This window comes from Paucibacter sp. XJ19-41 (assembly GCF_028462495.1).
Lineage (GTDB): Bacteria > Pseudomonadota > Gammaproteobacteria > Burkholderiales > Burkholderiaceae_C > Roseateles_E.
The window spans coordinates 1-25,871 of record NZ_JAQOWX010000048.1 but is presented as its reverse complement, the minus strand read 5'-3'; the positions used below and the strand labels follow the sequence as shown (position 1 = coordinate 25,871).

The window sequence follows — 25,871 nt, the reverse complement described above, 5'->3', positions numbered from 1 at the left end:
TCCGTGGCGAGGGGCTGAATTACTTCGCTACCGGCTCGTCTTTCTTGCCCTTGTTTTCCGGGATGTAGGGGCTCCACGGCTGTGCCTTGACCGGGCCAGGCGTCTTCCAGACCACGTTGAACTGGCCGTCGGCCTTCACTTCGCCGATGAAAACGGGCTTGTGCAGATGGTGGTTCTTCGGGTCCATCGTGCTCGTGAAGCCGCCCGGGGCCTTGAAGGTCTGGCCGGCCATCGCGGCGATGACCTTGTCGGTATCGGTGCTCTTGGCCTTGGTGACCGCCTGGGCCCACATATTGAAGCCGATATAGGTCGCCTCCATCGGGTCATTGGTCAGCGGCTTGTCCTTGTGGCCGGGGATGTTCTTGGCCTTCGCGTAGGCGGCCCACTTCTTCGTGAACTCGGTGTTGGCCGGGTTCTTGATCGACATGAAATAGTTCCAGGCGGCCAGATGGCCCACCAGCGGTTTCGTGTCGACGCCGCGCAGCTCTTCCTCGCCGACCGAGAAGGCCACCACCGGCACATCGGTCGCCTTCAGGCCCTGGTTGCCCAGCTCCTTGTAGAAGGGCACATTGGAGTCGCCGTTGATGGTCGACACCACGGCCGTCTTCTTGCCCTCGGCGCTGAATTTCTTGATCTTGGCGATGATGCCTTGATAGTCGGAGTGACCGAAGGGGGTGTACTCCTCCATGATGTCAGCGTCGGCGACACCCTTGCTCTTCAGGAAAGCGCGCAGAATCTTGTTGGTGGTGCGGGGGTAGACATAGTCGGTGCCCAGAAGCACGAAACGCTTGGCCGAGCCGCCGTCCTTGCTCATCAGGTACTCAACGGCGGGGATGGCCTGCTGGTTCGGCGCTGCGCCGGTGTAGAACACGTTCTTGCTCAGCTCCTCACCCTCGTACTGCACCGGGTAGAACAGCAGGCCGTTGAGCTCCTCGAAGACCGGCAGCACCGACTTGCGCGACACCGAGGTCCAGCAGCCGAACACGGCGGCGACCTTGTCCTGCGAGATCAGCTGCTTGGCCTTTTCGGCGAATAGCGGCCAGTTCGATGCCGGGTCGACCACCACCGGCTCCAGCTTCTTGCCCAGGAGGCCGCCCTTGGCATTGATCTCATCGATGGCCATCAGCACGGTGTCCTTCAACACCGTCTCCGAGATCGCCATCGTGCCGGACAGGCTGTGCAGCACGCCGACCTTGATGGTGTCGGCGGCGTGGGCAGGCAGGCCCAGGCCGGCAATGCCCAAGGCCAGGGCGGACAGGTTCAGGGTGCGGCGCGATACAAGCTTCATGGCGGGGTCTCCAGGAGGGTGGTTGGGATCAGGCTTGGAACTGGACCCAGTCTCACGAGGCGGCGCCGGATCAGGAATACGCCATCTGGCGTAGTTGCTGGCGGCCGACGCGGTAGAGTTCCGCCGATGAACAGACTGCTCACCGAACTGCAGCGCCTCTATGCGCCGACGGCGCCCGACAACGCACCTGCCGAGGGCCAGGTGCGCGCGCTGCTGCTGGAGCTGGCCCGGCCGGCCGACTGGGATGCGCTGGGCGCCGTCTGGCGTGGCGTGCAGGCCGATCTGGAACTGCCCGCACCGGCCATCGCCGTCAACGGGGTCGACGGCTACCAGCTCTGGTTCTCGCTCGCCGAGCCGGTGCCGGCCGCGCAGGCCCTGGCTTTTCTGGAGGGGCTGCGCCGGCGCTATCTGGGCGGGATCGCGGCACAGCGGCTGAGGCTGGAGACCGTGGCCCAGGAAATGCCGCCGCGCCAGCTGCCCAGCGGCCTGTGGTCGGCCCTGCTGGCCCCGGACCTGGCGCCGGTCTTTACCGACGAGCCCTGGCTCGACACCGAGCCCGGCGCCGAGGGCCAGGCGGACCTGCTGTGCCGGCTCCAGCCGATCAAGAGCGCCGACTTTCGCGCCGCGCTGGAACGGCTGGTGCCGGGCACACCCGCGCCAAGGGTCGACACCGCGTCGGCCGCCCCCGCCCCGTCGGCCGATGCCGGCCAGGACGCGCCGCGCCGCTTTCTGCTGGGCGTGATGAACGACGCCAGCGCCCCCCTGCATCTGCGCATCGAGGCAGCCAAAGCACTGCTGTAGCGGCGATAAAAAAGGGCGCTCGTCGCGATGACGGCGCCCTTCCGATCAAGACCGAGGTCTTGATGCCTTACTTGCTGTTCACGGCGTCCTTGAGGGCCTTGCCGGCGGTGAACTTGGGCACCGTGGCGGCGGCGATTTCCAGCGCTTCGCCGGTGGCCGGGTTCTTGCCGGTGCGGGCGGCGCGCTCGCCGACCTTGAAGGTGCCGAAGCCGACCAGGGCCACGGAGTCGCCCGCAACCAGGGCTTCGGTGATCGTGCCCAGGGCGGCGTCCAGCATCGTGGTGGCGGCAGCACGGGTGACGCCGCTCTTGGTGGCGATGCTTTCGATCAGTTCACTTTTGTTCATCAGTTATCCAGTAGATACGGGGAAAGTCCCGGTGAAGGGGTCGCGATTATCGGTCCGCCGGCCGAACAGGGCTGAAACAAGGCGTTCAGGTCACCGGCGCCGGGTTGAAGAGCACCAGTTGGTTGTGCAGCCGCCACTGCTCGGCCCAGGTCTTCTTGCGGCCGCTGGCCACGTCCAGCATCAGGCGGAACATCTCCCAGCCAACCTCCGCTATCGTGGCCTCGCCGTCGGCGATGCGGCCGGCGTTGATGTCCATCAGATCGTGCCAGCGCCGCGCCAGCTCGCTGCGTGTCGCCACCTTGATGACCGGGCATTCGGCCAGGCCGTAGGGGGTGCCGCGGCCGGTGGTGAAGACATGCAGGTTCATGCCGGCGGCCAGCTGCAGGGTGCCGCAGATGAAGTCGCTGGCGGGCGTGGCGGCGTAGACCAGGCCAGCGCGGATGCCGCGGTCGCTGAGCTTCTCGCCGGGCGAGAGCACGCCGCTGATCGGTGCGCTGCCGCTCTTGACGATGGAGCCCATGGCCTTCTCGACGATGTTGGAGAGGCCGCCCTTCTTGTTGCCGGGCGTGGTGTTGGCGCTGCGGTCGGCGCTGCCGCGCTTCAGATAGGCGTCGTACCAGGCCATCTCGCGGATCATCGCCTCGGCGATCTCGGGGCTGGCGGCGCGCGAGGTCAGCTGATCGATGCCGTCGCGCACCTCGGTGGTCTCGGAAAACATCACGGTGGCACCGGCGCGTACCAGCAGGTCGGTGCAGAAACCCACCGCCGGGTTGGCGGTGACGCCGCTGAAGGCATCACTGCCGCCGCACTGCACGCCCACCACCAGCGCGCTGGCCGGCACGGTCTCGCGCCGGCGCGCATCCAGGCGCTTCAGGTGCTGCTCGGCGGTGCGCATGATGGCGTCGATCATCGACATGAAGCCGATATGGGCGGCGTCCTGCAGGCAGACCACATCGGCGACTATGCCCTCGTCCTTGGGCGCTTCGGGCGTGGATGCCGGAGCAATGGCAAAGGTACCGGGCGGCAGCAGGCGCTCGGGCTGCAGCTTCTCGCAGCCCAGGCTGACCACCATCACCTCATTGCCGAAGTTCGGGTTCAGCGTGATATTGCGCAACGTGCGGATCGGCACCACCGCATCCGGCGCATCGATCGCGACGCCGCAGCCGTAGCCATGCTCCAGCGCCACCACGTCATCGACGTTCGGGTACTTCGGCAGCAGCTCGCGCTTGATGCGCTGGACCGCGAAGTCCACCACGCCGGACACGCACTGCACGGTCTGCGTGATCGCCAGGATGTTGCGCGTGCCGACCGAGCCGTCGGCATTGCGGTAGCCCTCGAAGCTGTGGCCCTCCAGCGGCGGCAGCGGCTCGCGCTGCGCAGTGGCAATCGGCAGGCCCTCCAGCGAGCGGGCCTCGGGCATCTCCAGCAGACGCTCGTGGATCCAGCTGCCGGCCGGCACGGCCTTGACCATTCGGCCGATCACCACGTTGTAGCGCCGCACGGCCGCGCCGGCGGCCAGGTCCGTCAGCGCCAGCTTGTGGCCCTGCGGCACCCGGTCCACCAGGGTCAGCCCGTCGGCGAAACGCGCGCCGGCATCGAGCCCGCCCTCGTTGGCCACGATGGCGACGTTGTCGGCCTCGTGCATCTTGATGTAGAGCGGCGTGCTTGCTGCCATGACGATGTACTTTTGGTTGTATTCCCAAGCGACGCCCGAGGATCCGGCTTTGCCGGTCCTACGGGCGTGCCAGGGCCAGAGGCCCTGGCCTTCGGCAGGCACAAACAGTCCTCAGGACTGTTTGTGTCCGGCCTCAACCCCCTTGAGGGGGCGGCCGAAGGCCGTAGGGGGTGGTCCGTCAATCTGCGGTGATCTTGCCGGTCTCGATCACCTTCTTCCAGCGCGCGAACTCTGCGGCCTGGAAGGCGGTGAACTGCTCGGGCGTGTTGCCGACGATCTCGAAGCCCAGTTCCAGCAGCTTGGGCTTGACGGCCGGGTCGTTCAGGCCGGCCACCAGTGCGTCGTGCAGCTTGCCCTTGATGTCGGCCGGGATGCCCTTGGGCGCGGCAAAGGCTTGCCAGGAGTAGACGGTCACGCCCTTGTGGCCCAGCTCCTCCATCGTCGGCACGTCCGGCAGCAGCGGCGAGCGCTTGGCGCTGGTGATGGCCAGCGCGCGCAGCTTGCCGGCTTTGATATTGGAGAGGCCGGTGTTGATGTTCATGAAGCTGGCATCGACCTGGCCGCCCAGCAGGTCGGCCATCGCCGGCGCGCCGCCCTTGTAGGGGATGTGGCTGGCCTGGGTGCCGGTTTCCTGCCAGAACAGCTCGGCGGTCAGGTGGTCCGAGGTGCCGTTGCCGGCCGAGGCGAAGCTCATCTTGCCCGGATTGGCCTTGATGAAGGCCAGCAGCTCGGCGAAGCTCTTGTGCGGCGAGGCCGCCGGCACGGCCAGCACGTTCGGCGCCTGCACCGCGATGGTCAGGTAGTCAAAGTCCTTCAGCGGGTCGTAGCCGACGTTCTTCAGCAGGTGCGGGCCGATCACGAAGGGACCCAGCGAGGAGACGAAGACGGTGTAGCCGTCCGGCGCGGCGCGCTTGGCCTGCGTGGCACCGACTGTGCCGCCGGCGCCGGCCTTGTTGTCGACGATGAAGCTGCCGCCGAGCTTTTCCTGCAGCTTCGGGCCCAGGGTGCGGGCGATCATGTCGGTGGAGCCGCCCGGCGGGAAGGGCACCAGCAGCGTGACCTGCTGCTTGGCGGGCCAGGCCTGGGCGATGGCGCCGCCGGCGGCCAGCAGGCCCAGCGCCAGGGCGGCCAGGACCTTCTTCTTGCTCGATGTGTTCTTCATGGCTTGTCTCCGTTGTTGTCTAGGGGGAAATAGGTTCTTCAGGGTCGCTGGCCCAGCTCGCATTGCTCGCGCGTCCAGATGCGCGCCTGCTCGCTCAGTGAGAGGCCCAGGCCCGGCCGCGTCGGCACCTGCATGCGGCCGTTCTTGATCTCCAGCCGCTCATTGAACAACGGCTCCAGCCAGTCGAAGTGCTCGACCCAGGGCTCGGTCGGATAGGCCGCGGCGAGGTGCACATGCAGCTCCATCGCGAAATGCGGCGCCAGCATCACCCCGGCCTGCTCGGCCTGCGCGGCGATCTTCAGGAAGGGCGTGATGCCGCCGACACGCGGCGCGTCGGGCATCAGGTAGTCGGCCGCGCGGTGGCGTATCAGCTCGCCATGCTCCATGGCGCTGGTCAGCATCTCGCCGGTGGCGATCGGCGTGTCGAAGGCAGCGGCCAGCGCGGCGTGGCCCTCGTGGTCGTAGGCGTCCAGCGGCTCCTCGATCCAGACCAGGCCATAGGGCTCGAACTGGCGGCACATGCGCTGCGCGGTCGGGCGGTCCCATTGCTGGTTGGCGTCCACCATCAGCGCGACGCCATCACCGAGGTGCTTGCGCACCGCCTCGACGCGCCGGATGTCCAGCGCGCGGTCCGGCTGGCCCACCTTCAGCTTGATGCCGCCGATGCCGCGCGCGATCGAGGCCTCGGCGTTCACCAGCAGTTGCTCCAGCGGCGTGTGCAGAAAGCCGCCCGAGGTGTTGTAGCAGGCCACCGAGTCGCGGTAGGCGCCCAGCAGCTTGGACAGCGGCAGCCCGGCGCGGCGCGCCTTCAGGTCATACAGCGCGACGTCGAAGGCGCCGATGGCCTGGGTCGACAGGCCGCTGCGGCCCACCGAGGCGCCGGCCCAGCAGAGCTTGTTCCAGAGCCTGGCGATGTCGCTCGGGTCCTCGCCCAGCAGGGCCGGCGCGATCTCCTTGGCGTGGGCGAACTGGCCGGGGCCGCCAGCGCGCTTGGCGTAGCTCAGGCCCAGGCCCTGCTGGCCGTCGGCGGTGACGATCTCGGCGAACAGCATCGCGATCTCGGTCATCGGCTTCTGCCGACCTGTCAGCACTTTCGCATCGCTGATGGGCGTGGCCAGCGGCAGATAGCAGGAGGAGAGGCGGATCCAGGCGATCCGGTCGGCACTGGTGGCTTGGCTCATGTGAACGCTATCAGTTGAATGAGGCAGGTACTAGCCAAGCCAGCAACTACGGGACAACTTGGTCATCCTGTCTCGTTGCAGTCAATGATATCGATATCATTTGCATTCCGTCAAACACCCCGCCGCAAAGCCCGGACAATCCCGCCCACCGCCACGAACCCGTCCGCATGCCGCCCGCTTCCCGTCCCAAGTCCGTCACGCTGCAAGATGTCGCCCGCAGCGCCGGGGTCTCGCCGATGACCGCCTCGCGCGCGCTCAGCAGCCCGGCGCTGGTGTCACAGGGCACGATAGAGAAGGTGCGGGCGGCGGTCGAGGCCACCGGCTACATCCCCAATCTGCTGGCCGGCGGGCTCAAGTCCAAGCGCAGCATGACGGTGGCGGCCCTGGTGCCGGTGATCTCGGTGCCGCAGTTCCTGCCCACCATTCAGACGCTGACGGAAGAACTGGACCGGGCCGGCTACCAGCTGATCCTGGGCCAGACCGGCTACGACCATGGGCGCGAGGCGGCACTGCTGAACACCATGGTGGGCCGGCGCGTCGACGGCATCGTCGCCGCCGGCCTGCTGCAGCCGGGCGATGCGGCCAAACGGCTGGCCCGGCTGGGTGTTCCCGTGGTCGAGACCTGGGACATGACGGACCGGCCGCTGGATACGCTGGTGGGCTTCTCGCACCTCAAGGTCGGCAGCGCGGTGGCGGGCTATTTCCTCAGCAAGGGCTGGCAGCGGGTGGGCCTGGCAACGGCCGACGACCAGCGCGCCGGCCTGCGGCGCGAGGGCTTTGTGTCGACCCTGGGTCGCGAGATCCCCACCGCCACCGTCAAGCCGCCCACCGGTGTGCCGCATGGGCGGCGCGCGCTGACCGAGCTGCTGCACCTCGATCCGCAGCTCCGCGCCGTCTTCTGCAGCTCGGACGGGCTGGCCGAGGGCGTGCTCACCGAAGCGCAGGCGCGCGGCCTCCGCGTGCCCGAAGACCTGGCGGTGTTCGGCTTCGGCGGCGCCGACTTCTCGGCCCATTTGAATCCCTCGCTGAGCACGGTGCACATCGACGGCGCCGCCATCGGCCTGCATGCGGCCCAGCTGATCATTGCGCGCTGCCGCGGCGAGACCGTCGATCAGCGCATCATCGATGTGGGCTTTCGCATCATCGAGCGCGCCTCCACCAGCAGCCCGCCGCGTTGAAGACCGTCGCCGCGCTCAGACCGGACAGGCCAGCGCCGCGTCGTCCTGGATCAGGGTTTCCAGGCACTGCTCGCGCAGCCCATAGAAACGCTTGACCTCGGCGATCTGGGCCAGCAGCTCGGGCCGGCGCTTCTCGGCCGCAGCCAGCGCCGCGCCCGACTTCTTGACGGCCAGAATCATCTTGTTCTTGCTGGTGTGCTCCAGCGCGATGAACTCGAAGACCTGTGTCTCATAGCCCTGGGCCTCCAGCAGCAGCGCGCGCAAGCTGTCGGTCACCATCTCGGCCTCCTGGCCCAGGTGGATGCCGTGCTGCAGCAGCGGGCGCAGCACCGGCGGCGTCTGCATCTGCGGGCGCAGCTGCTTGTGGCAGCAGGGTGAGCACATGATGATCGAAGCCTTGGCGCCCAGGCCCAGATGGATCGCGTAGTCGGTGGCGATATCGCAGGCATGCAGCGCGATCATCACGTCCAGCCGGGCCGGGGTGTAGGAGCGCACATCGCCCTGATCGAACTTCAGCCCGGACATGCCATGTTTGGCCGCCGACGTGCTGCAGAGTTTGACCATATCGTCGCGCAGCTCGACGCCGGTGACCTGGGGCTGCTTGCCCTGGCTGGCCAGCCAGTCGTGCATCGCAAAGGTCAGATAGCCCTTGCCCGAGCCGAAATCGGCCACATGGACATCGGGGCTGTCGGCCAAGGGGCTGCTCTTCAGCGCGGCGCTCATCACCTCGATGAATTTGTTGATCTGCTTCCACTTGCGCGACATCGCCGGCACCAGCTGGCGCTCGCCTTTGACTTCGTGGGTGACGCCGAGGTCCACCCAGAAGGGCTTGTCGAGCTCGAGATAGCGCTGCTTTTCCTTGTCGTGGCCGGCCGATGCCACCTCGGCGGTGGTGTCCACCTTGCCGACCCGCAGGCTGGGCTTGCCCTTGCGGCTGAAGGCCAGCTGGATCTCCTGGCCCTGGGTCAGCAGATGGGCGTTCTGGAACTGGCTGCCCAGCAGGCCGGCGATCAGATCCAGGCCCTCGTTCAGGCCATGGTTCTTCGTGATGTCCTTGGTCCGGTGGCGCCACAGAAAGGACAGCTGACGCTCGCCGCGCAGCAGCAGCTCGCGCACCGTCAGACGCTCGAGCGTCTCGTCGTCACCGCTGTACTTGCTCAGCAGCAGCTTGACGAAGCGGCCCTCGACCAGGGCCGTCTTCAGCAGCACGGCGAAGCGCTGCGCGGCATCGACGGCCGGCGGCGGGGTGATCAGGTCGGTAAACATCGAGGAGCCACGAGCGGAAAGCCCGATTGTCCGTCATCGAGCCCACGCTAGCATCGGCGCATGAAAGCTTACAGCCTCGTCGCAACTCTGCTGGTACTGCTGCTGTTGCCGCTGGCGGCGGCCGCACAGCCGGCCATCGAACGCAACAGCCTGGGCATGGCCTTCGTCAGGCTGCCGGCCGGCGAATTCCTGATGGGCAGCGAGGAAAACCCCGCCATGCTGGCGCAGGCCTACCCCGCCCTGCCCCGCGAGCGTTTCGACATGCTGCAGGACGAGGGCCCTATCCACCCGGTGCGCATCAGCAAGCCCTTCTGGATGGGCCAGCACGAGCTGACGGTCGGCCAGTTCCGCCGCTTTGTCGACGCCTCGGGCTACCGACCCGAATCGGAGGCCGATGGCACCGGCGGTTATGGCTGGCGCGCCGACTACGACCCGGCGAGCAGCCAGCGCGGCGATGCCTTCGAGGGGCGTGACCGTCGCTACTCCTGGCGCAATCCCGGCTTTGCCCAGAACGACGATCACCCGGTCACCAATGTCACCTGGAACGACGCGCAGGCGCTGGCGGCCTGGCTCACCAAGACCGAGGGCCGGCGCTACCGCCTGCCCACCGAGGCCGAATGGGAGTACGCCTGCCGAGCCGGCACCCGCACCCGCTACTCATCGGGCGACGATCCGCAAAGCCTCTTGAAGGCCGCCAACACCTTCGACGCCGACAGCGCCAGGCACTGGCCGCGCTGGCAAGACATGGCCCTGAAGGGCAGCGACGGTTTTCCTTTCACCGCCCCGGTCGGCAGCTTTGCGCCCAACGCCTGGGGGCTTCATGACATGCACGGCAATGTCTGGGAGTGGGTGGCGGATTGGCATGAGGACGACTACTACGCGCGCTCGCCGCTGGTGGACCCGCAAGGTCCGGACAAGCCGGCCGACGGCGGCGTCAAGGTGCGGCGCGGCGGTTCCTGGCACACCTGGGCCTTCTATGCCCGCGCGTCCTACCGCAACTGGAACGCGCCCGACACCCGCTACACCCTGGTCGGCATCCGCCTCGTCAGAGAGGACTAGGCGTAGCTCGCCAACTCGCGGTACTCCGGCGAGTCCAGATGCGGCAGATGGTTGAAGCTCTGCAGCAGGTGGCGCTTGGGGTTGAAGCTGAACTCGCTCACCGCGCTGTTGCGGATGCGCAGGTTCAGCTCGATGCTGGTCTCGGCGCTGGTGCCCAGCACCTGGCCCACGGCCGTCGCGATCGGCCCGCCGCTGGAGACGATCAGCACCTCGCCCTCGCAGTGCTGCCGCACATGCGCCAGCGCGCCCGCCACGCCGGCCGCGAAGTCCGCATAGCTGGGCATGCCCGCAGGCCGGGTCTCGCCGCGCATCCAGGCCTGCAGGCCACTGCGCAGCAGCCGGAAGTGGTGGCGCACCATCTCGGCGTCGACCGGCCTGGGCAGCGGTTCGGGATGGATCGCGTGGATCACCGCCTCGCTGTCGTACTCGTTCAGGCCGGGCCAGATCAGGGGCTCGGGCGCCGCGCCCAGGCCCTCGGCGATGGCTGCTAAAGACTGGGCATGGCGTTTCAGCGAGCCGGTCAGCACCGCATCGAAGCGCTGGCCGCGCTCCCGCCAGTACTCGCCCAGCAGGCGGCACTGGCGGGTGCCCAGCTCGCTCAGCTGGTCATAGTCGGCGGCACCGAAACTGGCCTGGCCGTGGCGCACAAGATGAAGCGTTCCCATGCGCCGCATCATCGGCTGGCAGCCGGATTCGGGCTGTCGCCCGGGCGACCCGCGGCCTTCGGTTAAAATGCTGGGCTTGATTCGTCTTGGCGCGCCCTTTCGGCCCCCGCCAGTCTTTTTTCCAACGGAGCCATCATGGGCAACAAGATCAAAACCGAAGCCGATCGTCGCGCCACCCCGCGTCCCGCCGGCCTGACCGCTTTCACCCACGGCCGTGGCCAGAAGTCCAGCCTGGAGCGTGGTTCGCACACCCGCAGCAAGAAGAATCCGGGCAAGCGCCCTCACAGCGGCTGACCCCTCGCCCAGGGGTACCTGGTCGGTCCCCCGAGGGGACGCCGATCATTGCCGGGCTTGCCCGCCAATGACATCGGCTCAAGTCAAGCTTGGGGCGGCCCGGCGCTTGACTTGAGGCCAAGACCGAATACACAGGCTCGGCTTCATGCCGGGCCTGTTTCGCTTTGACTCTTGCTTGATCGCTCAACATGATCCGCATCACCGAACTCCGTCTGCCGCTCAACCATGCCGAGCATGAGTTGCGCCCCGCCATCGTTGCCCGTTTGGGGCTGGACGACAGCCAGCTGCTGAACTTCACGGTCTTCAAGCGCAGCTACGACGCGCGCAAGAAGGCGGCCATCGTGCTGATCTATACGGTGGACTGCGAGCTCGCTGACGAGGCCGGCGAGGCTGACGTCCTGGCCCGTTTTGCCGGCGACGCCCACATCAGGCCGACGCCGGACACCGGCTACCACTTCGTCGGCCAGGCGCCGGTGGATTTCTTCACCGCCGAGCGCAAGCGGCCGGTGGTGATCGGCTTCGGGCCCTGCGGCATCTTCGCCGCGCTGATACTGGCCCAGATGGGGCTGCGACCCATCGTGCTGGAGCGCGGCAAGTCGGTACGCGAGCGCACCAAGGACACCTGGGGCCTGTGGCGCGAGAGCCAGCTGCACCCCGAGTCGAATGTGCAGTTCGGCGAGGGCGGCGCCGGCACCTTCTCCGACGGCAAGCTGTGGAGCCAGATCTCGGACCCGCGCTTTCTGACCCGCAAGGTGCTGAGCGAGTTCGTCAAGGCCGGCGCGCCCGAAGAAATCCTCTATGTGAGCAAGCCGCATATCGGCACCTTCCGGCTGGTGTCGATGGTGATCAAGATGCGCGCCGAGATCGAGGCGCTGGGCGGCGAGATCCGCTTCGAGCAGAAGGTCACGGATGTGCTGATCGAGGATGGTCCCGATGGCAAGCACATCCGGGGATTGACACTGGAATCCGGCGAGCAGCTCGCCACCGACCACGTGGTGCTGGCGCTGGGCCATAGCGCGCGCGACAGCTTCACGATGCTGCACCAGCGCGGCGTCTTCATGGAAGCCAAGCCCTTCTCTATCGGCTACCGCATCGAGCACCCGCAAAGCCTGATCGACGCGGCCCGCTTCGGCCCCAATGCCGGCAACGAGATCCTCGGCGCGGCCGACTACAAGCTGGTGCACCACGCCAAGAACGGCCGCTCGGTCTACAGCTTCTGTATGTGCCCCGGCGGCACCGTGGTGGCGGCGACCTCGGAGCCGATGCGCGTGGTCACCAACGGCATGAGCCAGTACTCGCGCAACGAGCGCAATGCCAATGCCGGTATCGTCGTCGGCATTTCGCCGCAGGACTACCGGCAGGACGGCAAGAGCGAGGGCCCGGTCAGCCCGCTGGACGGCATGGCCTTCCAGCGCATCTGGGAGAGCCGCGCCTATGAGCTGGGCGAAGGCGCCTACAGGGCGCCCGGCGCCCTGGTCGGCGACTTCATCAAGCGCCAGCGCAGCAAGGTGCTGGGCAGCGTCGAACCCTCCTACAAGCCCGGCGTCACCTTGACCGATCTGCAGCAAAAAGGCTTCGGCAGCCTGCCCGACTATTGCCTGGACGCGATCCGCGAGGCCCTGCCGGCCTTCGAGCGCCAGATCAAGGGCTTCAGCATGGCCGACGCGGTGCTGACCGGCGTCGAGACCCGCACCTCCTCGCCGCTGCGCATCACCCGCGGCCGCGACTACCAGAGCCTCAACGTCAAGGGCCTGTACCCGGCCGGCGAAGGCGCCGGCTATGCCGGTGGCATCATGTCGGCCGGCGTCGACGGCATCGAGGTGGCTGAGGCGCTGGGTCGCAGCCTGCTGGGCCAAGTAGGCGACGGCCTGCCACGAGCTACTTGAGCAGGGCAACAGCCAAGGCAGCCATCGCCGCGATCACCGCACCGGCGGCCAGGATCTTGGTTATCTGCGCGTCCTTGACGAATTTCTGCAGCGCCTCCGAAACATGCGCCTGTCCGGCCTGCAGAACCTGCTGCTGCTGTTGCAGGGCCTCAAGCCCGCCCTTCTCGGCGAGTTGCTGCTCGTCGAATGCGGCAACGAGCTTTTCCAGTTGCTCTGCCAACAGGCGAATTGAGGCCCCGTTCTTCTCGACGGCAACTTGCAACTCGACAATCTGCTTGGCCTGGGTCTTGTCATCCGCCCCCTCAGCCTCGGACGACTTGGTCAACATCGGCGCAGCCGCACCGAGGATCGGGGCGATGTAGGGGAGGATGATCTTAATCATGGGCAGGTAGGACATGACGTTCAGTGCTTGAGTTGTTGAAAAAATGCGGAGACGGCCTCGAACTGATTCAAGGCAAGCCAGCCCAGCAGCGCCACCAGGATGATGGCCGCGTGCATGCCCAGGCCTTTAGGACGCAGGATCTCCAAGTAGGTGGCGCCAACCACGACCGAATTGCGCGTCAGGTCGGGCGCAGAGAAGTACTTTTTCCCGACGCGAAACACCATCACGGCCAAGTAGCCTGCCGCGATCGAGAACATCACTGTGCGGTAGACGTCCAGCGCATCCAGAGAACCTCCAAAGTGTTTCTTGGTCAGCAGCGAGACCAAGCTCACCGCAATTGCGGCGACCACGCCCACCGAGGCATTGCGCACGGCCGTCTTCTTCTGAATCTCGGCAGCATCCCTTAGCTTTCCCGTGAACTCGGCGAGCTTGTAGGTGAGCAGTTCGGACGTCTCGTGCTTGGCCTTTTCGATGCGCTGATCCAGCGTGGTGCCGAACTCCTGGGCAGCAAGGCGCACCAGATCCTGCATGTCCTCCTTGGTGAGGCGCCGCTGCTCGCCGATCTCGCGCGCCGCCGTCTTCACCACCTCGGACAGCTTATCCGCCGCGTGGTCGATCTCTTCCTTCATCCAGTTCGCCATGACATTCCCCCCCCGCGCATCGGGTAGGGACGCCGATGTGTGAAGGGGCTTCCTCCCCTTTGCTATGTCTTGAGTGCGAGACTTTAAGTCTGGCCCGCTGCGGCTATCGCAGCAAAACCGCCGCGATCCGGTAAATGTGCGCAGGTGACACATGCTTCGCCATGGCCGACACAGAAGGTACAGACTCAGCGCTACGCACCGAAACACTGGCTCACAGGATGCGAGGCCTAGCTATCGTCCCTGATGCTCTATGCTGTTGTCAGATTCAACTTGGGAGTATGGCCTTGGGCTTTGGCCACAGCACACCGATCCTGCGCATCTTCGACGAGGCCAAGGCTCGGGCCTTCTATATTGACTTTCTCGGCTTCAGCATCGACTGGGAGCATCGCTTCGCCGACGGCCTGCCGCTATACCTGCAGCTCTCCAAGGGCGACTGCCTGCTGCATCTGTCCGAGCACCATGGCGACTGCAGCCCCGGTGCCAGGGTGCGCATCGAGACAGACGAATTGGACACCTATCAACAACAGCTGATCGCCAGCGGCTATGCCTATATGCGGCCTGGCATCGAGACCCAGCCCTGGGCACGAGAAATGACCGTGATCGATCCCTTCGGCAACCGGCTGGTGTTCTTCGAGGACAGCGAGGCCGATTGAGGATGTCGCAAAGACTGGCCACGCGGACTCAGGCGAGTCGCTTGCTGCTGCGGCCCGTTGCTGGCTTGGCTGCCGTCTCTGTTTTCTCGGCCAGCCGACCCGTCACGTACTTGTGCACGATGCTCGCGATCAGCGTTTGGTAGGGAACACCTTCCTGCAGGGCTCGAACCTGCAGATCACTTAGGTCCCCGGACGAGAGGCGGATATTCACCCGCTTGTCCTTGATCGCCGTGGCGCGAGCCGCTGCCTTGAAACGCGCCAGCTCCGACTTGGTCGCCACCGACGTGAGCTTGCCTTGCTCGAAAGCACTCAGCACGTCCAGTTCTTCCGGGTCAAGATGATTCATCGTTCTCGTCCTTCAAAAGATAGTCCCTTGAGGCCTTGCGACTGGGAATGATCGTCTTCAGGAAGTAGTACTCATCTTCCTCGACGAACGGAACCAAGTGGGCATAGCCATCGAAGGCAACAACCAAGACCCGCTGTCTCGGGTACTTCGCCGGATTTGGATGCGTCAGGATGTCCAGCAGGCCATCGCCCTCCATCGCCACCACCACCCGCTCGAATGAGAGTCCGCGCTCGGACTTGAGCTGCTCATTCTTCACCGCACTCCACCGGTAGGGCTTCATGCGGTGATTCTCTCGCCGGCGTGTGCCTTTTGTACGCAGCCTCCGAGACGCGGCGCCCCTCAGCGCCCCGCCTCCAGCCCCCTGACCCGCCCCATCGCCATCGCCGCCGCTGCGGTGCGGGTTTCGACGCCCAGCTTCTCGAACACATGCTCCAGGTGCTTTTGCACCGTGCGCGGGCTGGAGCCGAGGATGTCGCCGATGTCGGCATTGGTCTTGCCCTTGACCACCCAGTACAGCACCTCGGCCTCGCGGGCGGTCAGCTTGAAGCCGTGGATCAGACCGTCCATCAGCGCCGCGTCATCGGCCTCGCGCATCACGATCAGCCACTGGCCCTCGCCCAGCGCATCGGGGTCGACCGCATGCAAGGTGAAGGACAGGCGCTTGGCGCCGCGCGTGGCCAGCGCCGCGCCGGTAGCAGGCGGGGCATCGGCGCGCGGCTGCGGCAGCACGGTCAGCACCGAGGGCTCGGCGCCGGCACGGCGGCGCAGCGATTCGCGGTGCAGCCAGACCAGCACCTCGGGCGGCAGCCGGCCGCGCTCGAAATGGCCGCCGGTAAAGTAATCGGCCATCAGCGAGCGCGCCAGCGCGGTCTGCCAGACGCAGCGGCCGTCGGCCTCGTGCACCGCCATGCTGGCGTGGCCGAAGGCATCCAGCGCATTGCGGGCCTGGCGCTGGGCGCGGGCACTGCGCAGATGGGCGGCGATGCGGGCCAGCACCTCGCGCGGGCGGATCGGCTTGGTCACATAGTCGACGCCGCCGGCCGCGAATGCGGCCTCGACATGCTCGGTGTCGGACAGGCCAGTCATGAAGATGATGGGGGCGGCGGCGGTGGCCGGGTCGCGTTTAAGCCGGCGCGCCACCTCGAAGCCGTCCAGGCCCGGCATCATCGCGTCCAGCACGACGACATCGGGCGGCATCAGCGCAGCGCTCTCCAGCGCCGCCGCGCCGCTGAAGGCAACCAGCACCGTGTAGCCGGACTCGTCCAGCGCGTCATGCAGCAGCGCCAGGTTGTCGGGCACGTCGTCGACGATCAGCACCCGCTCGGCATGGCTGGCCACCGGCGGGCTGCTGGGCAAGGCCGCATCGATCTCTTCGTGGTGCGTGGGGAGGGTGGTGGCGTTCATGCTGGGTCCTTAGCCTGCAAGGCGCGTGCCACCAGCCGGCTCATCGCCTGCAGCTCGAACTGGCGAGCCATCGCGCGCAGCTGGGTGACGAAATCGCTGCAAGACTGATCCTCGCCGGCGATCCGGTCAAGCTGCTGATAGATGCCCTTGACATGGCCCTGGCTGAGCTGCTGCTGCAGGCGCTGCAAGGCTTCGCGCGAGGGCAGCTTCAACGGCGCCTTGTTCGCGTCAGCAGCTTGGACCGGATCGCGCAGCCGCCAGTCCAGGTTCAGCCGCCGCCCCAGCCAGTCCAGCAGATCGTCCACGCGCACCGGCTTGACGATGAAGTCACGCTCGCTGACACCGAGGCCGTTATCCAGGCCCCGATCAAAGGCATTGGCCGAGATGATGACGGCCGGCGCCTCGCTCAAGCCGCGCACCCGGATCTCGGCCAAGGTCTGCCAGCCGTCCAGGCCCGGCATCGCCAGGTCCAGCAGCAGGGCCTCGGGCTGCCAGCCGGGGATCAGCGCCATCGCCTCGATGCCGCTGGCCGCCATCCGCAGCTCAAAGCCCAGCGGCTCCAGGATGGCGCGCAGGAGATTGCGGTCGGCCTCCTCGTTGTCGACCACCAGCAGGCGCCGCGCTGGCCCCTCGAAACCGATGCGCGCCGCGCGCCGCGCCTGCGCCGCCATCGCGCCGGCATGCAGGCTGGGCAGGAAGAGGCGCAGCTCGAAGCGCGTGCCGTGTTTTCCTGTGAATCCCGGCGTGCTGGCCACCTTCAGCTCGCCGCCCATCAGATCGGTCAGCATCTTCGCGATGGTCAGCCCCAGGCCGGTGCCTGACCCCGAACCCACGGCGGCCGCACCGCGCTCGAAGGGCTCGAACACCCGCTCCAGCTCCTCGGCGCTCATACCGGGGCCGCTGTCCTCGATCTCGAAGCGCGCCATCTCGCGGGCGTAGTGCAGCCGCAGCGTGACTTTGCCTTCCGGCGTGAATTTGATGGCGTTGCCGAGGATGTTGATCAGGATCTGCTGCACCCGCTTGCCGTCGGCGCGCACCCAGTCCGGCAGGCTGGGAGGCGGGGTGTAGATAAAGTCCAGACCCTTGGCGGCGGCCTGCAGCGACAGCAGATGAACCAGATCATTGATGGCCTGACCGAAAGCCCAGGGCCCGGGCTCCAGCTTGAAGCGGCCCGCCTCGATGCGGGCCAGGTCCAGGCTGCCCTCAATCAGCGACAGCAAGTGCTCGCCGCCGCGCCGTATCACCGTGATGGCCTGCTTGCGGTGGGCGGGCATGCGCTCGTCCTCGTCGAGGATTTGCGCATAGCCGAGGATGGAGTTCAGCGGCGTGCGCAGCTCGTGGCTGATATTGGTGATGTAGCGGGTCTTGGCCTCGTTGGCCGCGTCGGCCTGGACCTTGGCCTGCTGCAGCTGGGCATCGGTCTGGCGGTGCGACTCGATCTCGGCATGCAGGGCCTGGCTCTGGCGGCGCGACTCCTCCTGCGCGACCTGGCGGCTCTTGTGTGTCAGCACCAGCCACCAGCCGATCACGCCGGACAGCAGCAGGAGCGCCACCAGGGCCTTCGCATAGGACGCCCGCAGATGGGGCGCCATCTGTTCGGCCGCCGCGCCCAGCCGCCCCAGCTCATGCTGGTAGAGCAGGCCGAACAGCAGCACGAGCACCGGCAGCACCAGGGCCATCAGACCCAGAGACTGGGTCAGGCCGCTGTCCAGCAGGGGCCAGACCTTGCGGGGGAGCAGCTTTTGCAGGAGCGCACGGGCCTGTGTCGCCAAGCGGGCGTCTGGCTTGCAAAGGTCATCGCAGCGGGCGTCCAGCGAGCAGCACAGCGAGCAGATCGGGCCCTGATAGGCGGGGCAATGCGCCATGTCCGGCCCCTCGTAGGCGCGCTCGCAGATCACGCAGTGCTGCAGGCGTTTGTAGGCACCGCCCTCCCCGCCCTCCTTGCTCTGGCGTGCAATGTAGTAGCGCCCGCCAGTGGCCCAGGCGATCAGCGGCGAGCAGACCATGGCCGTCACCAGCGCGATCAGCGCCGAAAAGGCCTGGGCCATAGTCCCGAACAGGCCCAGATGGGCGGCGATGGACAGCAGCGAGGCCATCGCCATCGCGCCGACGCCGACCGGATTGATGTCATAGAGATGGGCACGCTTGAACTCGATGCCCGGTGGCGACAGCCCCAGCGGCTTGTTGATCACCAGATCGGCCACCACGGTCATGATCCAGGCGATCGCGATATTGGCGTACAGGCCCAGCACCCGGTCCAGCGCCTGGAACAGCTCCATCTCCATCAGGATCAGCGCGATCAAGGTGTTGAACACCACCCAGACCACGCGGCCCGGGTGGCTGTGCGTCAGCCGGGCGAAGAAATTGCTCCAGGCGAGAGACCCCGCATAGGCATTCGTCACATTGATCTTCAGCTGCGAGACGATCACCAGCAGCGCGGTCGCCGCGACCGCCAGGCCGGGCCGGCTGAACACCGTGTCATAGGCGACCAGATACATCTGGTTCGGATCCACCGCCCGCTCCGTCGGCACCATCAGCCGCATCGCCAGATAGGCCAGGAGCGCACCGCCCAGCATCTTGGCCACACCCAGCACCACCCAGCCCGGGCCGCCGACAAAGACCGCCGCCCACCAGCGCCAGCGCCTCTTCGGATTCGCATCGGGCTCGGGCATGAAGCGCAGATAGTCGGCCTGCTCGCCCATCTGCGTGATCAACGCGATGCCCACCGTCATCGCCGCGCCGAACAGCGGCAGGCTGAACTCGCCGCCCCGACCGTCGGCGCCGGCATAGCTTTGCAGCTGGCCGGGCAGCTCCGGATAGCGGATGAAGACATAGACATAAGGGACGATCAGCAGCACAAGCCACAGCGGCTGGGTCCAGACCTGCAGCCGCGCGATGGCCGTCACGCCGTGCGTCACCAGCGGCAGCACCACCAGCGCGCAGATCAGATAGCCCCAGGCCGGCGGGATGTCGAAGGCCAGCTCCAGCGCATAGGCCATGATGGCCGCCTCCAGCGCAAAGAAGATGAAGGTGAAGCTGGCGTAGATCAGGCTGGTCAGCGTCGAGCCGATATAGCCGAAGCCGGCACCCCGGGTCAGCAGGTCCATGTCCACGCCGTAGCGGGCCGCATAGACGCTGATCGGCCAGCCGGCCAAGAGAATGATCAGCCCGGTGGCCAGGATGGCCCAGAAGGCATTGGCAAAACCGTACTCCACCAGCAGGGTCGCCCCGACCGCCTCCAGCACCAGAAAGGAGGCCGCGCCAAAAGCCGTGTTCGCTACCCGGGTGCCGGACCAGCGCCGGAAGCTGTGCGGCGTGAAGCGCAGCGCATAGTCCTCCAAGGTCTCGCTGGCCACCCAGGCGTTGTAATCGCGACGTATCTTGATGACGCGCTGGACGGGTTCGGCGGTCTGGACGGAGGGCGGCGCGACGGGCATGCTTCTCCCTTATCAAGACCCATGCCCAGGACGGCGTCCTGGCATAGCTCCTGCAACAGCATCCCCCATGGAACTGACGCCGCGAGTTCAGCCGCAGGCTGCAGGTGCTGACTAACAAGGAATGAGCGTAGCGAATGGAACTGACTCCACGTGAGAAAGACAAGCTGTTGATCTTCACCGCCGCACTGCTGGCCGAGCGCCGCAAGGCCCGTGGCCTGAAGCTCAACTACCCCGAGGCGGTGGCCCTGATCAGCGCCGCCATCATGGAAGGCGCGCGCGACGGCAAGAGCGTTGCCGAGTTGATGAGCGAGGGCAAGACCGTGCTGGCGCGCACCGATGTGATGGACGGCATCGCCGAGATGATTCCCGAGATCCAGATCGAGGCCACCTTCCCCGACGGCACCAAATTGGTGACCGTGCACCAACCCATTGCCTGAACGACGCACCAAGATGAATAGCAAGCAAGTCCTGACCCTCACCGCCGGCCTCGCTCTCAGCGGTCTGGCCTTCGCCCATGTGGGCCATCACGATATCGGCCACCACGGCTTCGCCGAGGGCTTCAGCCACCCCTTCACCGGCCTGGACCATCTGGCCGCGATGCTGGCCGTCGGCATCTGGAGCGCCGGCACGCCGCGCCGCCAGTGGTTGGCGCCGCTGGTTTTTACAATGATGCTGCTGGCCGGTGCGCTGCTGGCGCAGAGCGGCCTGCACTTCCCGGCCGTCGAGCCGATGATCGCCGGTTCCTTGCTGGTGGTCGGTGCCTTGCTGATGTCGCCGAAGCAGTTGCCGGTCGCTGCGGCCGCCTTGGCGATGGGCGGCTTCGCGCTCTTCCATGGTGCGGCCCATGGCCAGGAGCTGAGCGGCACGGGCGCGCTGGCCGGCATGGTGCTGGGCACGGCCCTGCTGCATGGCCTGGGCATCGCGCTGGGCCTGGCGCTGCGCAAGGGCTCGCTGTGGCTCCCGCGCCTGTCGGGCGCTGCGGTGGCGCTGTTTGGCATGGGCTTGCTGGCATGAGCCGCGCCGCGCCGGGCCGCCCCAAGCAAGCGGCCGTCCCCCCGGGGGACCGGCTGGGGTACTCCACAGACGAGGGGCAGACATGAATCCGGGCGAATTGCTGATTGACGATGAGAACGCCGTCCATGTTCTCAACCCTGGCCGGCGCACGCTGGCCCTGGTGGTGGAGAACGCCGGCGACCGGCCGATCCAGGTCGGCTCGCACTACCACTTTGCCGAGACCAATGCAGCGCTGCGCTTCGACCGCGCGGCCGCGCGCGGCATGCGGCTGAACATCGCCTCCGGCACCGCCGTGCGCTTCGAGCCCGGCCAGCAGCGCAGCGTCGAGCTGGTCGACTATGCCGGCGACCGCCAGGTCTGGGGCTTTCGCGGTCTGGTCCAGGGGGCGCTGTGAACACGCTGACCCTGTTCATGACGGCCTTTGGCCTGGGCCTGGTCTTCAATGCCGCGCCCGGTGCGGTGTTCGCCGAGACCGTGCGTCAAGGCCTGCGCGGCGGCTACCGGCCGGCACTGGCGGTGCAGCTGGGCTCCCTGGTCGGCGATGCCAGCTGGGCGCTGGCGGGCCTGGCCGGCATCGGCTTCGCCTTGCAGTGGGAGGTCTTGCGCTGGCCGGTCGGCCTGGCCGGCGCGGCCTATCTGGGCTATCTGTCCTGGGACAGCTGGCGCGCCGCGCGCACCGTCCATGAACTGGGTGTCGACGCGGCGGCGGGCCACGCGGCCAGGCCGCTGCGCGCCGGCATGCTGCTGTCGCTGACCAATCCGCAGAACCTGGCCTACTGGGCGGCGATGGGCAGCGCGATGGGCGCGATCGGCCTGGCCGAACCGAGGCCGGCCGACTACGGCCTGTTCTTCGCCGGCTTCATGGCCGCCTCGCTGGCCTGGGCCTTCATCTGCGCGGCCCTGGTGGACCGCTTGTTCAGGCGCGTCGGCGCGCGCTGGGCCCGTTTCACCTACCGGCTCTGCGCCGCCGCGCTGCTGGCCATGGCCCTGGGCACGCTGCGCGACCTGGCCTCGCAGACCCCCACCCGCATCGACACCCACAAGGAACCCGTTCTATGGCCCAGATAGGACGACGCGCCTACGCCGAGATGTTCGGCCCCACCCTCGGCGATCGGGTACGGCTGGCCGACACCGCGCTGATCATCGAGGTCGAGCAAGACCTGACCCTGGGCGCTGGAGGCTATGGCGAAGAGGTCAAATTCGGCGGTGGCAAGACCATACGCGACGGCATGGGCCAGTCGCAGCGCGCCAACGGCCCCGGCCCCGGCGACGCGATGGACTGCGTGATCACCAATGCGCTGATCGTCGACCATTGGGGCATCATCAAGGCCGATATCGGTCTGCGCGGCAAGCGGATTGCCGCCATCGGCAAGGCCGGCAACCCGGACGTGCAGCCGGGTGTCGATATCGTCATCGGCCCCGGCACCGAAATCATCGCAGCCGAAGGGCTCATCGTCACGGCCGGCGCGGTCGACACCCATATCCACTTCATCTGCCCCCAGCAGGTCGAGGAGGCGCTGATGAGCGGCGTCACGACCATGATGGGCGGCGGCACCGGCCCGGCCACCGGCACGCTGGCGACCACCTGCACACCCGGGCCGGAGAACCTCAAGCGCATGCTGCTGGCGGCCGATGCCTTCCCTATGAATCTGGGCTTTCTCGGCAAGGGCAATGCCAGCCGGCCGGAGGCGCTGCGCCAGCAGATCGAGGCCGGCGCGATCGGCCTGAAGCTGCACGAGGACTGGGGCACGACGCCGGCGGCGATCGACTGCTGCCTGTCGGTGGCCGACGAGTTCGACGTGCAGGTCTCTATCCACAGCGACACGCTCAACGAGAGCGGCTTCGTCGAGGACACGATGGCCGCGACCAAGGGCCGCACCTTGTGTGCCTTCCACACCGAGGGCGCCGGCGGCGGCCATGCGCCGGACATCATGCGGGTCGTGGGCGAGAACAACTTCCTGCCCTCCTCGACCAATCCCACGATGCCCTACACCGTCAACACGGTGGACGAGCATCTGGACATGCTGATGGTCTGCCACCATCTGGACGCCAGCGTGGCCGAAGACCTGGCCTTCGCCGAGAGCCGCATCCGCCGCGAGACCATCGCGGCGGAGGATGTGCTGCACGATCTGGGTGCGATCTCGATGTTCTCGTCCGACTCCCAGGCCATGGGCCGGGTCGGCGAGATGGTGATGCGCTGCTGGCAGACCGCGCACAAGATGAAGCTGCAGCGCGGCCCGCTGGCGGGCGACACGGAGCGCAACGACAACACGCGCGTCAAGCGCTATATCGCCAAGCTGACGATCAACCCGGCGCTCTCGCACGGCGCGGCGCACGAGATCGGCTCGGTTGAAGTGGGCAAATGGGCCGACCTGGTGTTCTGGCGGCCGGCCTTCTTCGGCGTCAAGCCCAGCCTGATCGTCAAGGGCGGCTTTATCGCGGCTGCCGCGATGGGCGACCCGAACGCCAGCATCCCGACACCGCAGCCGGTGCACTACCGGCCGATGTTCGGCAGCTTCGGCGGCGCGGTCGCGCAGGGCTCGCTGACCTTCGTCTCGCAGAGCGCGCTGGACTCGGGCGTGGCCGCCGGCTACGGCTTGAAGAAGACCCTGAGCGCCGTGCGTGGCTGCCGCACGGTCAGGAAGACCGATATGGTGCACAACGCCTATCTGCCCAAGATGCAGATCGACGCCCAGACCTATGAGGTGCGGGCCGACGGCCAACTGCTCACGTGCGAGCCGGCGCGCGAGCTGCCGATGGCGCAGCGCTACTTTCTGTTCTAGCGCCGCCGGTGCTGGCGAGCACGACGGCCGCCAGCACGCAGGCCAGGCCCGCCCATTGCCAGGGCTGCACCGCCTCGCCCAGCAAAAGCGCCGACAGCAGCAGGGCCGAGACCGGCAGCCAGGCCGTGGCCAGCGAGGCACGGACGCCGCTGGTGCGCGCGCTGCCCGCATACCAGAGCACAAAGCCGCCCACCGTCGGCAGCCAGGCGTAGTAGGCAATGCCCATCAGCGCCGCCGGACTCAGGGTCGAGGGCGTGCTGCGGGCCAGGTAGCAGGCCGGCAGCACCGACAGCAGCAGGCCGCCCGCGCACATCAGCGTCGACAGCAGCAGCGGCGGCAGCGGCTGGCGCAGCCGCTTGGTGCCGAGAATGAAGACCGCCTCGCAGGCGATCGCCGCCAGCACCGCGGCAATGCCCAGCAGCCGGGTCGGCGTGGCTGCGGCCGAGTCGGGCGCCAGCGCCAGGGCCATCACGCCCAGCGTCGCCAGCGCGATCGCGCCCAGCAGGCGCAGCCCGGGCCGCTCGCCCAGCATCAGCACGGCCAGCAGCGCCGCCATCGCCGGCAGCGTGCCGGCCACCACGCCGGCATCGGCCGCGCTGGACCACATCACCCCCTGGATCAGCAGCACCGTGTAGCCGACGCTGCCGGCCGCCGCCTGCACCAGCAAGAGCAGCGCGTCGTGGCGGGACAGCCGCGGCATCACGCAGCCGGAGCGCCAGGCCAGCCAGACGAACACCGGCAGCGCCATCGCGTGGCGCAGCGCGGTGGCCAGAAAGGGCTCGATGTCCGCGCCGATGATCTTGCTGACCGCCACCGTGCTGCCCACCAGCAGCATCGCCAGGCTGCACAGCAGCTGGCCCTTCAACGCATCCGACATGCGAGACCCCATCAAGACAAGAAGAAGGCTCGCAGTCTGGCCACGCCGGGCGGCCCGGTCTTGAACGCTATTGCGGCCGCCAGGCCCCGGGCGTGAGGCCGAAGTGGCGGGCAAACACCCGTGTCATATGGCTCTGATCGGCAAAGCCGGCGGCCGCGGCGGCATCGGCCAGCGCGCTGCCGGAGGCGATCAGGCGCCGTGCCCGCTCGGCCCGCAGCTGCAGCAGCCAGGCATGGGGTGGCAGGCCATGGACCGCCTCGAAACGGCGCAGCAGCTGGTATCTGCTCAGGCCCAGCGGCGCGGCCAGCTCGGCCAGACTGGGCACCACCGCGCCGGCATCGGCGTCGGCCAGGCGCTCGCGCACCTCCGCCATCTCGGCCGCCATGCCAGCCACCTTCTCGGCAGGCCGTGGCGCCGCCGTCGAATAGCGCTCCAGCAGCAGGCCCAGCACCCGCAGCAGGGCCTGCTCGCAGGCCAGGGCGGCCAGTGCGGTCGGCCCGGCCTGCCAGGCGTCGAGCCGCGCGAACAGCCGCGCCAGCACCAGCCGCAGGCGGGCATCGGCGATCACCGGCCGGGTCAGCTCGGCGGTGCCCGAGCCCGCAGCCTCGCCCATGGCCGCGACCACCTCGGGGTCCAGGTAGAGCATGCGCCAGCGCCGCGAGTCGCTGCCCAGCGGGCGGCCGTCATGCACCTCGCCGGGGTTGCTGGTGATCAGCTCGCCGGCAAAGGCGTCGACGCTGCCGCGCCCGCTGGCCGAGCGCTGCGCGCCCTGCAGCAGCAGGCCCAGGCCGTAGCTGTCGTGCCAATGGCGGCCGAAGTGGCGGCCGCTGTCGATCAGGCTGCCATACACGCCGGACCAGGGCGTGGCCAGAACGCGGGATCGGTGCGCGGGCGTGGGCGAGGAAGAGGCCATGGCCGGCATTGTGCCCAAGCCGGCTGGCGCCGGTTTGGGCTGTTTTTTCGGGCCAAGTCGCCCGAACACGGGGCCGGATTTGAGGCACCATGCGCGGGCGGCAGCTTGCCGTGGCGAAGCTCGGAAAGGGCCCATGGATCGATTGGCCGAGCAAGTCGTGGCCTGGCATAACCGCCACCCGCTTGCCAAAAAGATCAGCATTTACGACGTCCACACCATAGGCGTGGTGGCCCTGCCCTTTATGCGCAGCGGCCGCCCGGCCGCGCCTGTGGAGCCGATCGAGCCGGTAATGACCGAGGAGCTCACCGAGCCGGCCGCAGCGCCGCCCCCGGCCGAGCCTTTCCCCAAAAAGCCCTGGTGGCAAGCCCTGACCCCGCTGCTGGCCCGCCTAGGCCTGGTCCGCAGTGCCGACGCGGCCTGGCCGCTGTTCAGCGAGCGCTTCATCCACAACTTGTCGCCGCGCCGCGTGGCCGCCTTCGCGCTGCGCCACGGCCACGCCAACCCGCCCGGCGAACCCGACTGGCCGCAGCGTGAGGTCGCGATCGACGAGCGCCTGATGGCGCGCGGCGCGGCCCAGGCCGGCGGTGCCTGGCCTTACGAGCTCTATCTGATGAGCGCCG

The 25,871-nt window shown here is 67.6% G+C and carries 26 protein-coding genes and 1 pseudogene; 12 read left to right on the top strand and 15 right to left on the bottom strand.

Annotated elements, in window-relative coordinates; all coding sequences use genetic code 11:
• Positions 1-19: 19 nt before the first annotated feature.
• A complete protein-coding gene (urtA, locus tag PO768_RS14045) occupies positions 20-1,288 on the bottom strand; it encodes an urea ABC transporter substrate-binding protein (protein ID WP_272646554.1) in 1,269 nt (422 codons plus the stop codon).
• Between the two features lie 126 nt (positions 1,289-1,414).
• Between urtA and PO768_RS14040 the strand changes: the two genes are divergently transcribed.
• Complete coding sequence (locus PO768_RS14040) at positions 1,415-2,089, top strand: hypothetical protein (protein ID WP_272646553.1); 675 nt, start codon at positions 1,415-1,417, stop codon at positions 2,087-2,089.
• A gap of 67 nt (positions 2,090-2,156) precedes the next feature.
• Here PO768_RS14040 and PO768_RS14035 read toward each other — a convergent pair whose 3' ends face one another.
• The 4 genes from PO768_RS14035 to PO768_RS14020 form a co-directional block, all read right to left on the bottom strand.
• Positions 2,157-2,435 (bottom strand): HU family DNA-binding protein, encoded by a 279-nt coding sequence (locus PO768_RS14035; RefSeq protein ID WP_137941041.1) that lies wholly within the window; start codon positions 2,433-2,435, stop codon positions 2,157-2,159.
• Positions 2,436-2,520: 85 nt separating this feature from the next.
• The gene (garD, locus tag PO768_RS14030) at positions 2,521-4,110 is read right to left on the bottom strand and encodes a galactarate dehydratase (protein WP_272646552.1); all 1,590 of its coding nucleotides are present in this window, start codon (positions 4,108-4,110) and stop codon (positions 2,521-2,523) included.
• A 178-nt stretch (positions 4,111-4,288) separates the two neighbouring features.
• Positions 4,289-5,272, bottom strand: a complete 984-nt coding sequence (locus tag PO768_RS14025; RefSeq protein ID WP_272646551.1) for a Bug family tripartite tricarboxylate transporter substrate binding protein — start codon at positions 5,270-5,272, stop codon at positions 4,289-4,291.
• A gap of 38 nt (positions 5,273-5,310) precedes the next feature.
• The gene (locus PO768_RS14020; RefSeq protein ID WP_272646550.1) at positions 5,311-6,453 is read right to left on the bottom strand and encodes an L-talarate/galactarate dehydratase; all 1,143 of its coding nucleotides are present in this window, start codon (positions 6,451-6,453) and stop codon (positions 5,311-5,313) included.
• A 167-nt stretch (positions 6,454-6,620) separates the two neighbouring features.
• Between PO768_RS14020 and PO768_RS14015 the strand changes: the two genes are divergently transcribed.
• The gene (locus tag PO768_RS14015; protein ID WP_272646549.1) at positions 6,621-7,631 is read left to right on the top strand and encodes a LacI family DNA-binding transcriptional regulator; all 1,011 of its coding nucleotides are present in this window, start codon (positions 6,621-6,623) and stop codon (positions 7,629-7,631) included.
• Positions 7,632-7,646: 15 nt separating this feature from the next.
• Here PO768_RS14015 and PO768_RS14010 read toward each other — a convergent pair whose 3' ends face one another.
• Positions 7,647-8,897: a class I SAM-dependent methyltransferase gene (locus PO768_RS14010; RefSeq protein WP_272646548.1), complete on the bottom strand. Its 1,251-nt coding sequence runs from the start codon at positions 8,895-8,897 to the stop codon at positions 7,647-7,649.
• A gap of 60 nt (positions 8,898-8,957) precedes the next feature.
• Here PO768_RS14010 and PO768_RS14005 point away from each other — a divergent pair, with 60 nt between their 5' ends.
• A complete protein-coding gene (locus tag PO768_RS14005; protein ID WP_272646547.1) occupies positions 8,958-9,956 on the top strand; it encodes a formylglycine-generating enzyme family protein in 999 nt (332 codons plus the stop codon).
• On the opposite strand, the gene PO768_RS14000 is transcribed toward PO768_RS14005, so the two are convergent.
• On the bottom strand, positions 9,953-10,621 hold the full coding sequence (locus tag PO768_RS14000) for a histidine phosphatase family protein (protein WP_272646546.1): 669 nt from the start codon (positions 10,619-10,621) through the stop codon (positions 9,953-9,955). The genes PO768_RS14005 and PO768_RS14000 overlap by 4 nt on opposite strands.
• A 135-nt stretch (positions 10,622-10,756) precedes the next feature.
• Between PO768_RS14000 and PO768_RS13995 the strand changes: the two genes are divergently transcribed.
• Together PO768_RS13995 and PO768_RS13990 are read left to right on the top strand one after the other, a co-directional pair.
• Complete coding sequence (locus PO768_RS13995) at positions 10,757-10,915, top strand: hypothetical protein (protein ID WP_171018102.1); 159 nt, start codon at positions 10,757-10,759, stop codon at positions 10,913-10,915.
• Between the two features lie 188 nt (positions 10,916-11,103).
• Positions 11,104-12,801, top strand: a complete 1,698-nt coding sequence (locus tag PO768_RS13990; protein ID WP_272646545.1) for an NAD(P)/FAD-dependent oxidoreductase — start codon at positions 11,104-11,106, stop codon at positions 12,799-12,801.
• On the opposite strand, the gene PO768_RS13985 is transcribed toward PO768_RS13990, so the two are convergent.
• A complete protein-coding gene (locus PO768_RS13985; protein ID WP_272646544.1) occupies positions 12,794-13,198 on the bottom strand; it encodes a hypothetical protein in 405 nt (134 codons plus the stop codon). The genes PO768_RS13990 and PO768_RS13985 overlap by 8 nt on opposite strands.
• A gap of 5 nt (positions 13,199-13,203) precedes the next feature.
• Positions 13,204-13,812 (bottom strand): hypothetical protein, encoded by a 609-nt coding sequence (locus PO768_RS13980; RefSeq protein ID WP_272646543.1) that lies wholly within the window; start codon positions 13,810-13,812, stop codon positions 13,204-13,206.
• A 296-nt stretch (positions 13,813-14,108) separates the two neighbouring features.
• Between PO768_RS13980 and PO768_RS13975 the strand changes: the two genes are divergently transcribed.
• The gene (locus PO768_RS13975; RefSeq protein WP_272646542.1) at positions 14,109-14,477 is read left to right on the top strand and encodes a glyoxalase superfamily protein; all 369 of its coding nucleotides are present in this window, start codon (positions 14,109-14,111) and stop codon (positions 14,475-14,477) included.
• A 28-nt stretch (positions 14,478-14,505) separates the two neighbouring features.
• On the opposite strand, the gene PO768_RS13970 is transcribed toward PO768_RS13975, so the two are convergent.
• Genes PO768_RS13970 through PO768_RS13955 form a run of 4 tightly spaced genes read right to left on the bottom strand, consistent with a single transcriptional unit; the run spans position 14,506 to position 19,664 of the window.
• Positions 14,506-14,823: a hypothetical protein gene (locus tag PO768_RS13970; protein WP_272646541.1), complete on the bottom strand. Its 318-nt coding sequence runs from the start codon at positions 14,821-14,823 to the stop codon at positions 14,506-14,508.
• On the bottom strand, positions 14,810-15,103 hold the full coding sequence (locus PO768_RS13965; protein ID WP_272646540.1) for a hypothetical protein: 294 nt from the start codon (positions 15,101-15,103) through the stop codon (positions 14,810-14,812). Before PO768_RS13965 ends, PO768_RS13970 begins: the two co-directional genes overlap by 14 nt.
• A 59-nt stretch (positions 15,104-15,162) precedes the next feature.
• The gene (locus PO768_RS13960) at positions 15,163-16,227 is read right to left on the bottom strand and encodes a response regulator (RefSeq protein ID WP_272646539.1); all 1,065 of its coding nucleotides are present in this window, start codon (positions 16,225-16,227) and stop codon (positions 15,163-15,165) included.
• Complete coding sequence (locus PO768_RS13955) at positions 16,224-19,664, bottom strand: hybrid sensor histidine kinase/response regulator (RefSeq protein ID WP_272646538.1); 3,441 nt, start codon at positions 19,662-19,664, stop codon at positions 16,224-16,226. Before PO768_RS13955 ends, PO768_RS13960 begins: the two co-directional genes overlap by 4 nt.
• A gap of 134 nt (positions 19,665-19,798) precedes the next feature.
• On the opposite strand from PO768_RS13955, the gene ureA reads away from it, so the two are divergent.
• The 5 genes from ureA to ureC all read left to right on the top strand — a co-directional run bounded on the left by ureA (position 19,799) and on the right by ureC (position 23,461).
• Complete coding sequence (ureA, locus tag PO768_RS13950) at positions 19,799-20,101, top strand: urease subunit gamma (RefSeq protein ID WP_137941052.1); 303 nt, start codon at positions 19,799-19,801, stop codon at positions 20,099-20,101.
• A gap of 13 nt (positions 20,102-20,114) precedes the next feature.
• Positions 20,115-20,678 carry a HupE/UreJ family protein gene (locus PO768_RS13945; protein ID WP_272646537.1) on the top strand — a complete coding sequence of 188 codons (564 nt, stop codon included), beginning with the start codon at positions 20,115-20,117 and terminating at the stop codon, positions 20,676-20,678.
• Between the two features lie 82 nt (positions 20,679-20,760).
• A complete protein-coding gene (locus tag PO768_RS13940) occupies positions 20,761-21,072 on the top strand; it encodes an urease subunit beta (RefSeq protein ID WP_272646536.1) in 312 nt (103 codons plus the stop codon).
• 17 nt (positions 21,073-21,089) lie between these two features.
• Positions 21,090-21,746: a LysE family transporter gene (locus PO768_RS13935; protein ID WP_137941283.1), complete on the top strand. Its 657-nt coding sequence runs from the start codon at positions 21,090-21,092 to the stop codon at positions 21,744-21,746.
• Positions 21,734-23,461 (top strand): urease subunit alpha, encoded by a 1,728-nt coding sequence (gene ureC / locus PO768_RS13930; protein WP_272646534.1) that lies wholly within the window; start codon positions 21,734-21,736, stop codon positions 23,459-23,461. Before PO768_RS13935 ends, ureC begins: the two co-directional genes overlap by 13 nt.
• Here ureC and PO768_RS13925 read toward each other — a convergent pair.
• Complete coding sequence (locus tag PO768_RS13925) at positions 23,406-24,338, bottom strand: DMT family transporter (protein WP_272646533.1); 933 nt, start codon at positions 24,336-24,338, stop codon at positions 23,406-23,408. The two genes, ureC and PO768_RS13925, sit on opposite strands and share 56 nt — an antisense overlap.
• A gap of 67 nt (positions 24,339-24,405) precedes the next feature.
• Positions 24,406-25,251 carry an AraC family transcriptional regulator gene (locus PO768_RS13920; protein ID WP_272646532.1) on the bottom strand — a complete coding sequence of 282 codons (846 nt, stop codon included), beginning with the start codon at positions 25,249-25,251 and terminating at the stop codon, positions 24,406-24,408.
• 133 nt (positions 25,252-25,384) lie between these two features.
• Between PO768_RS13920 and PO768_RS13915 the strand changes: the two are divergent.
• Positions 25,385-25,871, top strand: a pseudogene (locus PO768_RS13915) (hypothetical protein); the annotation flags it as partial.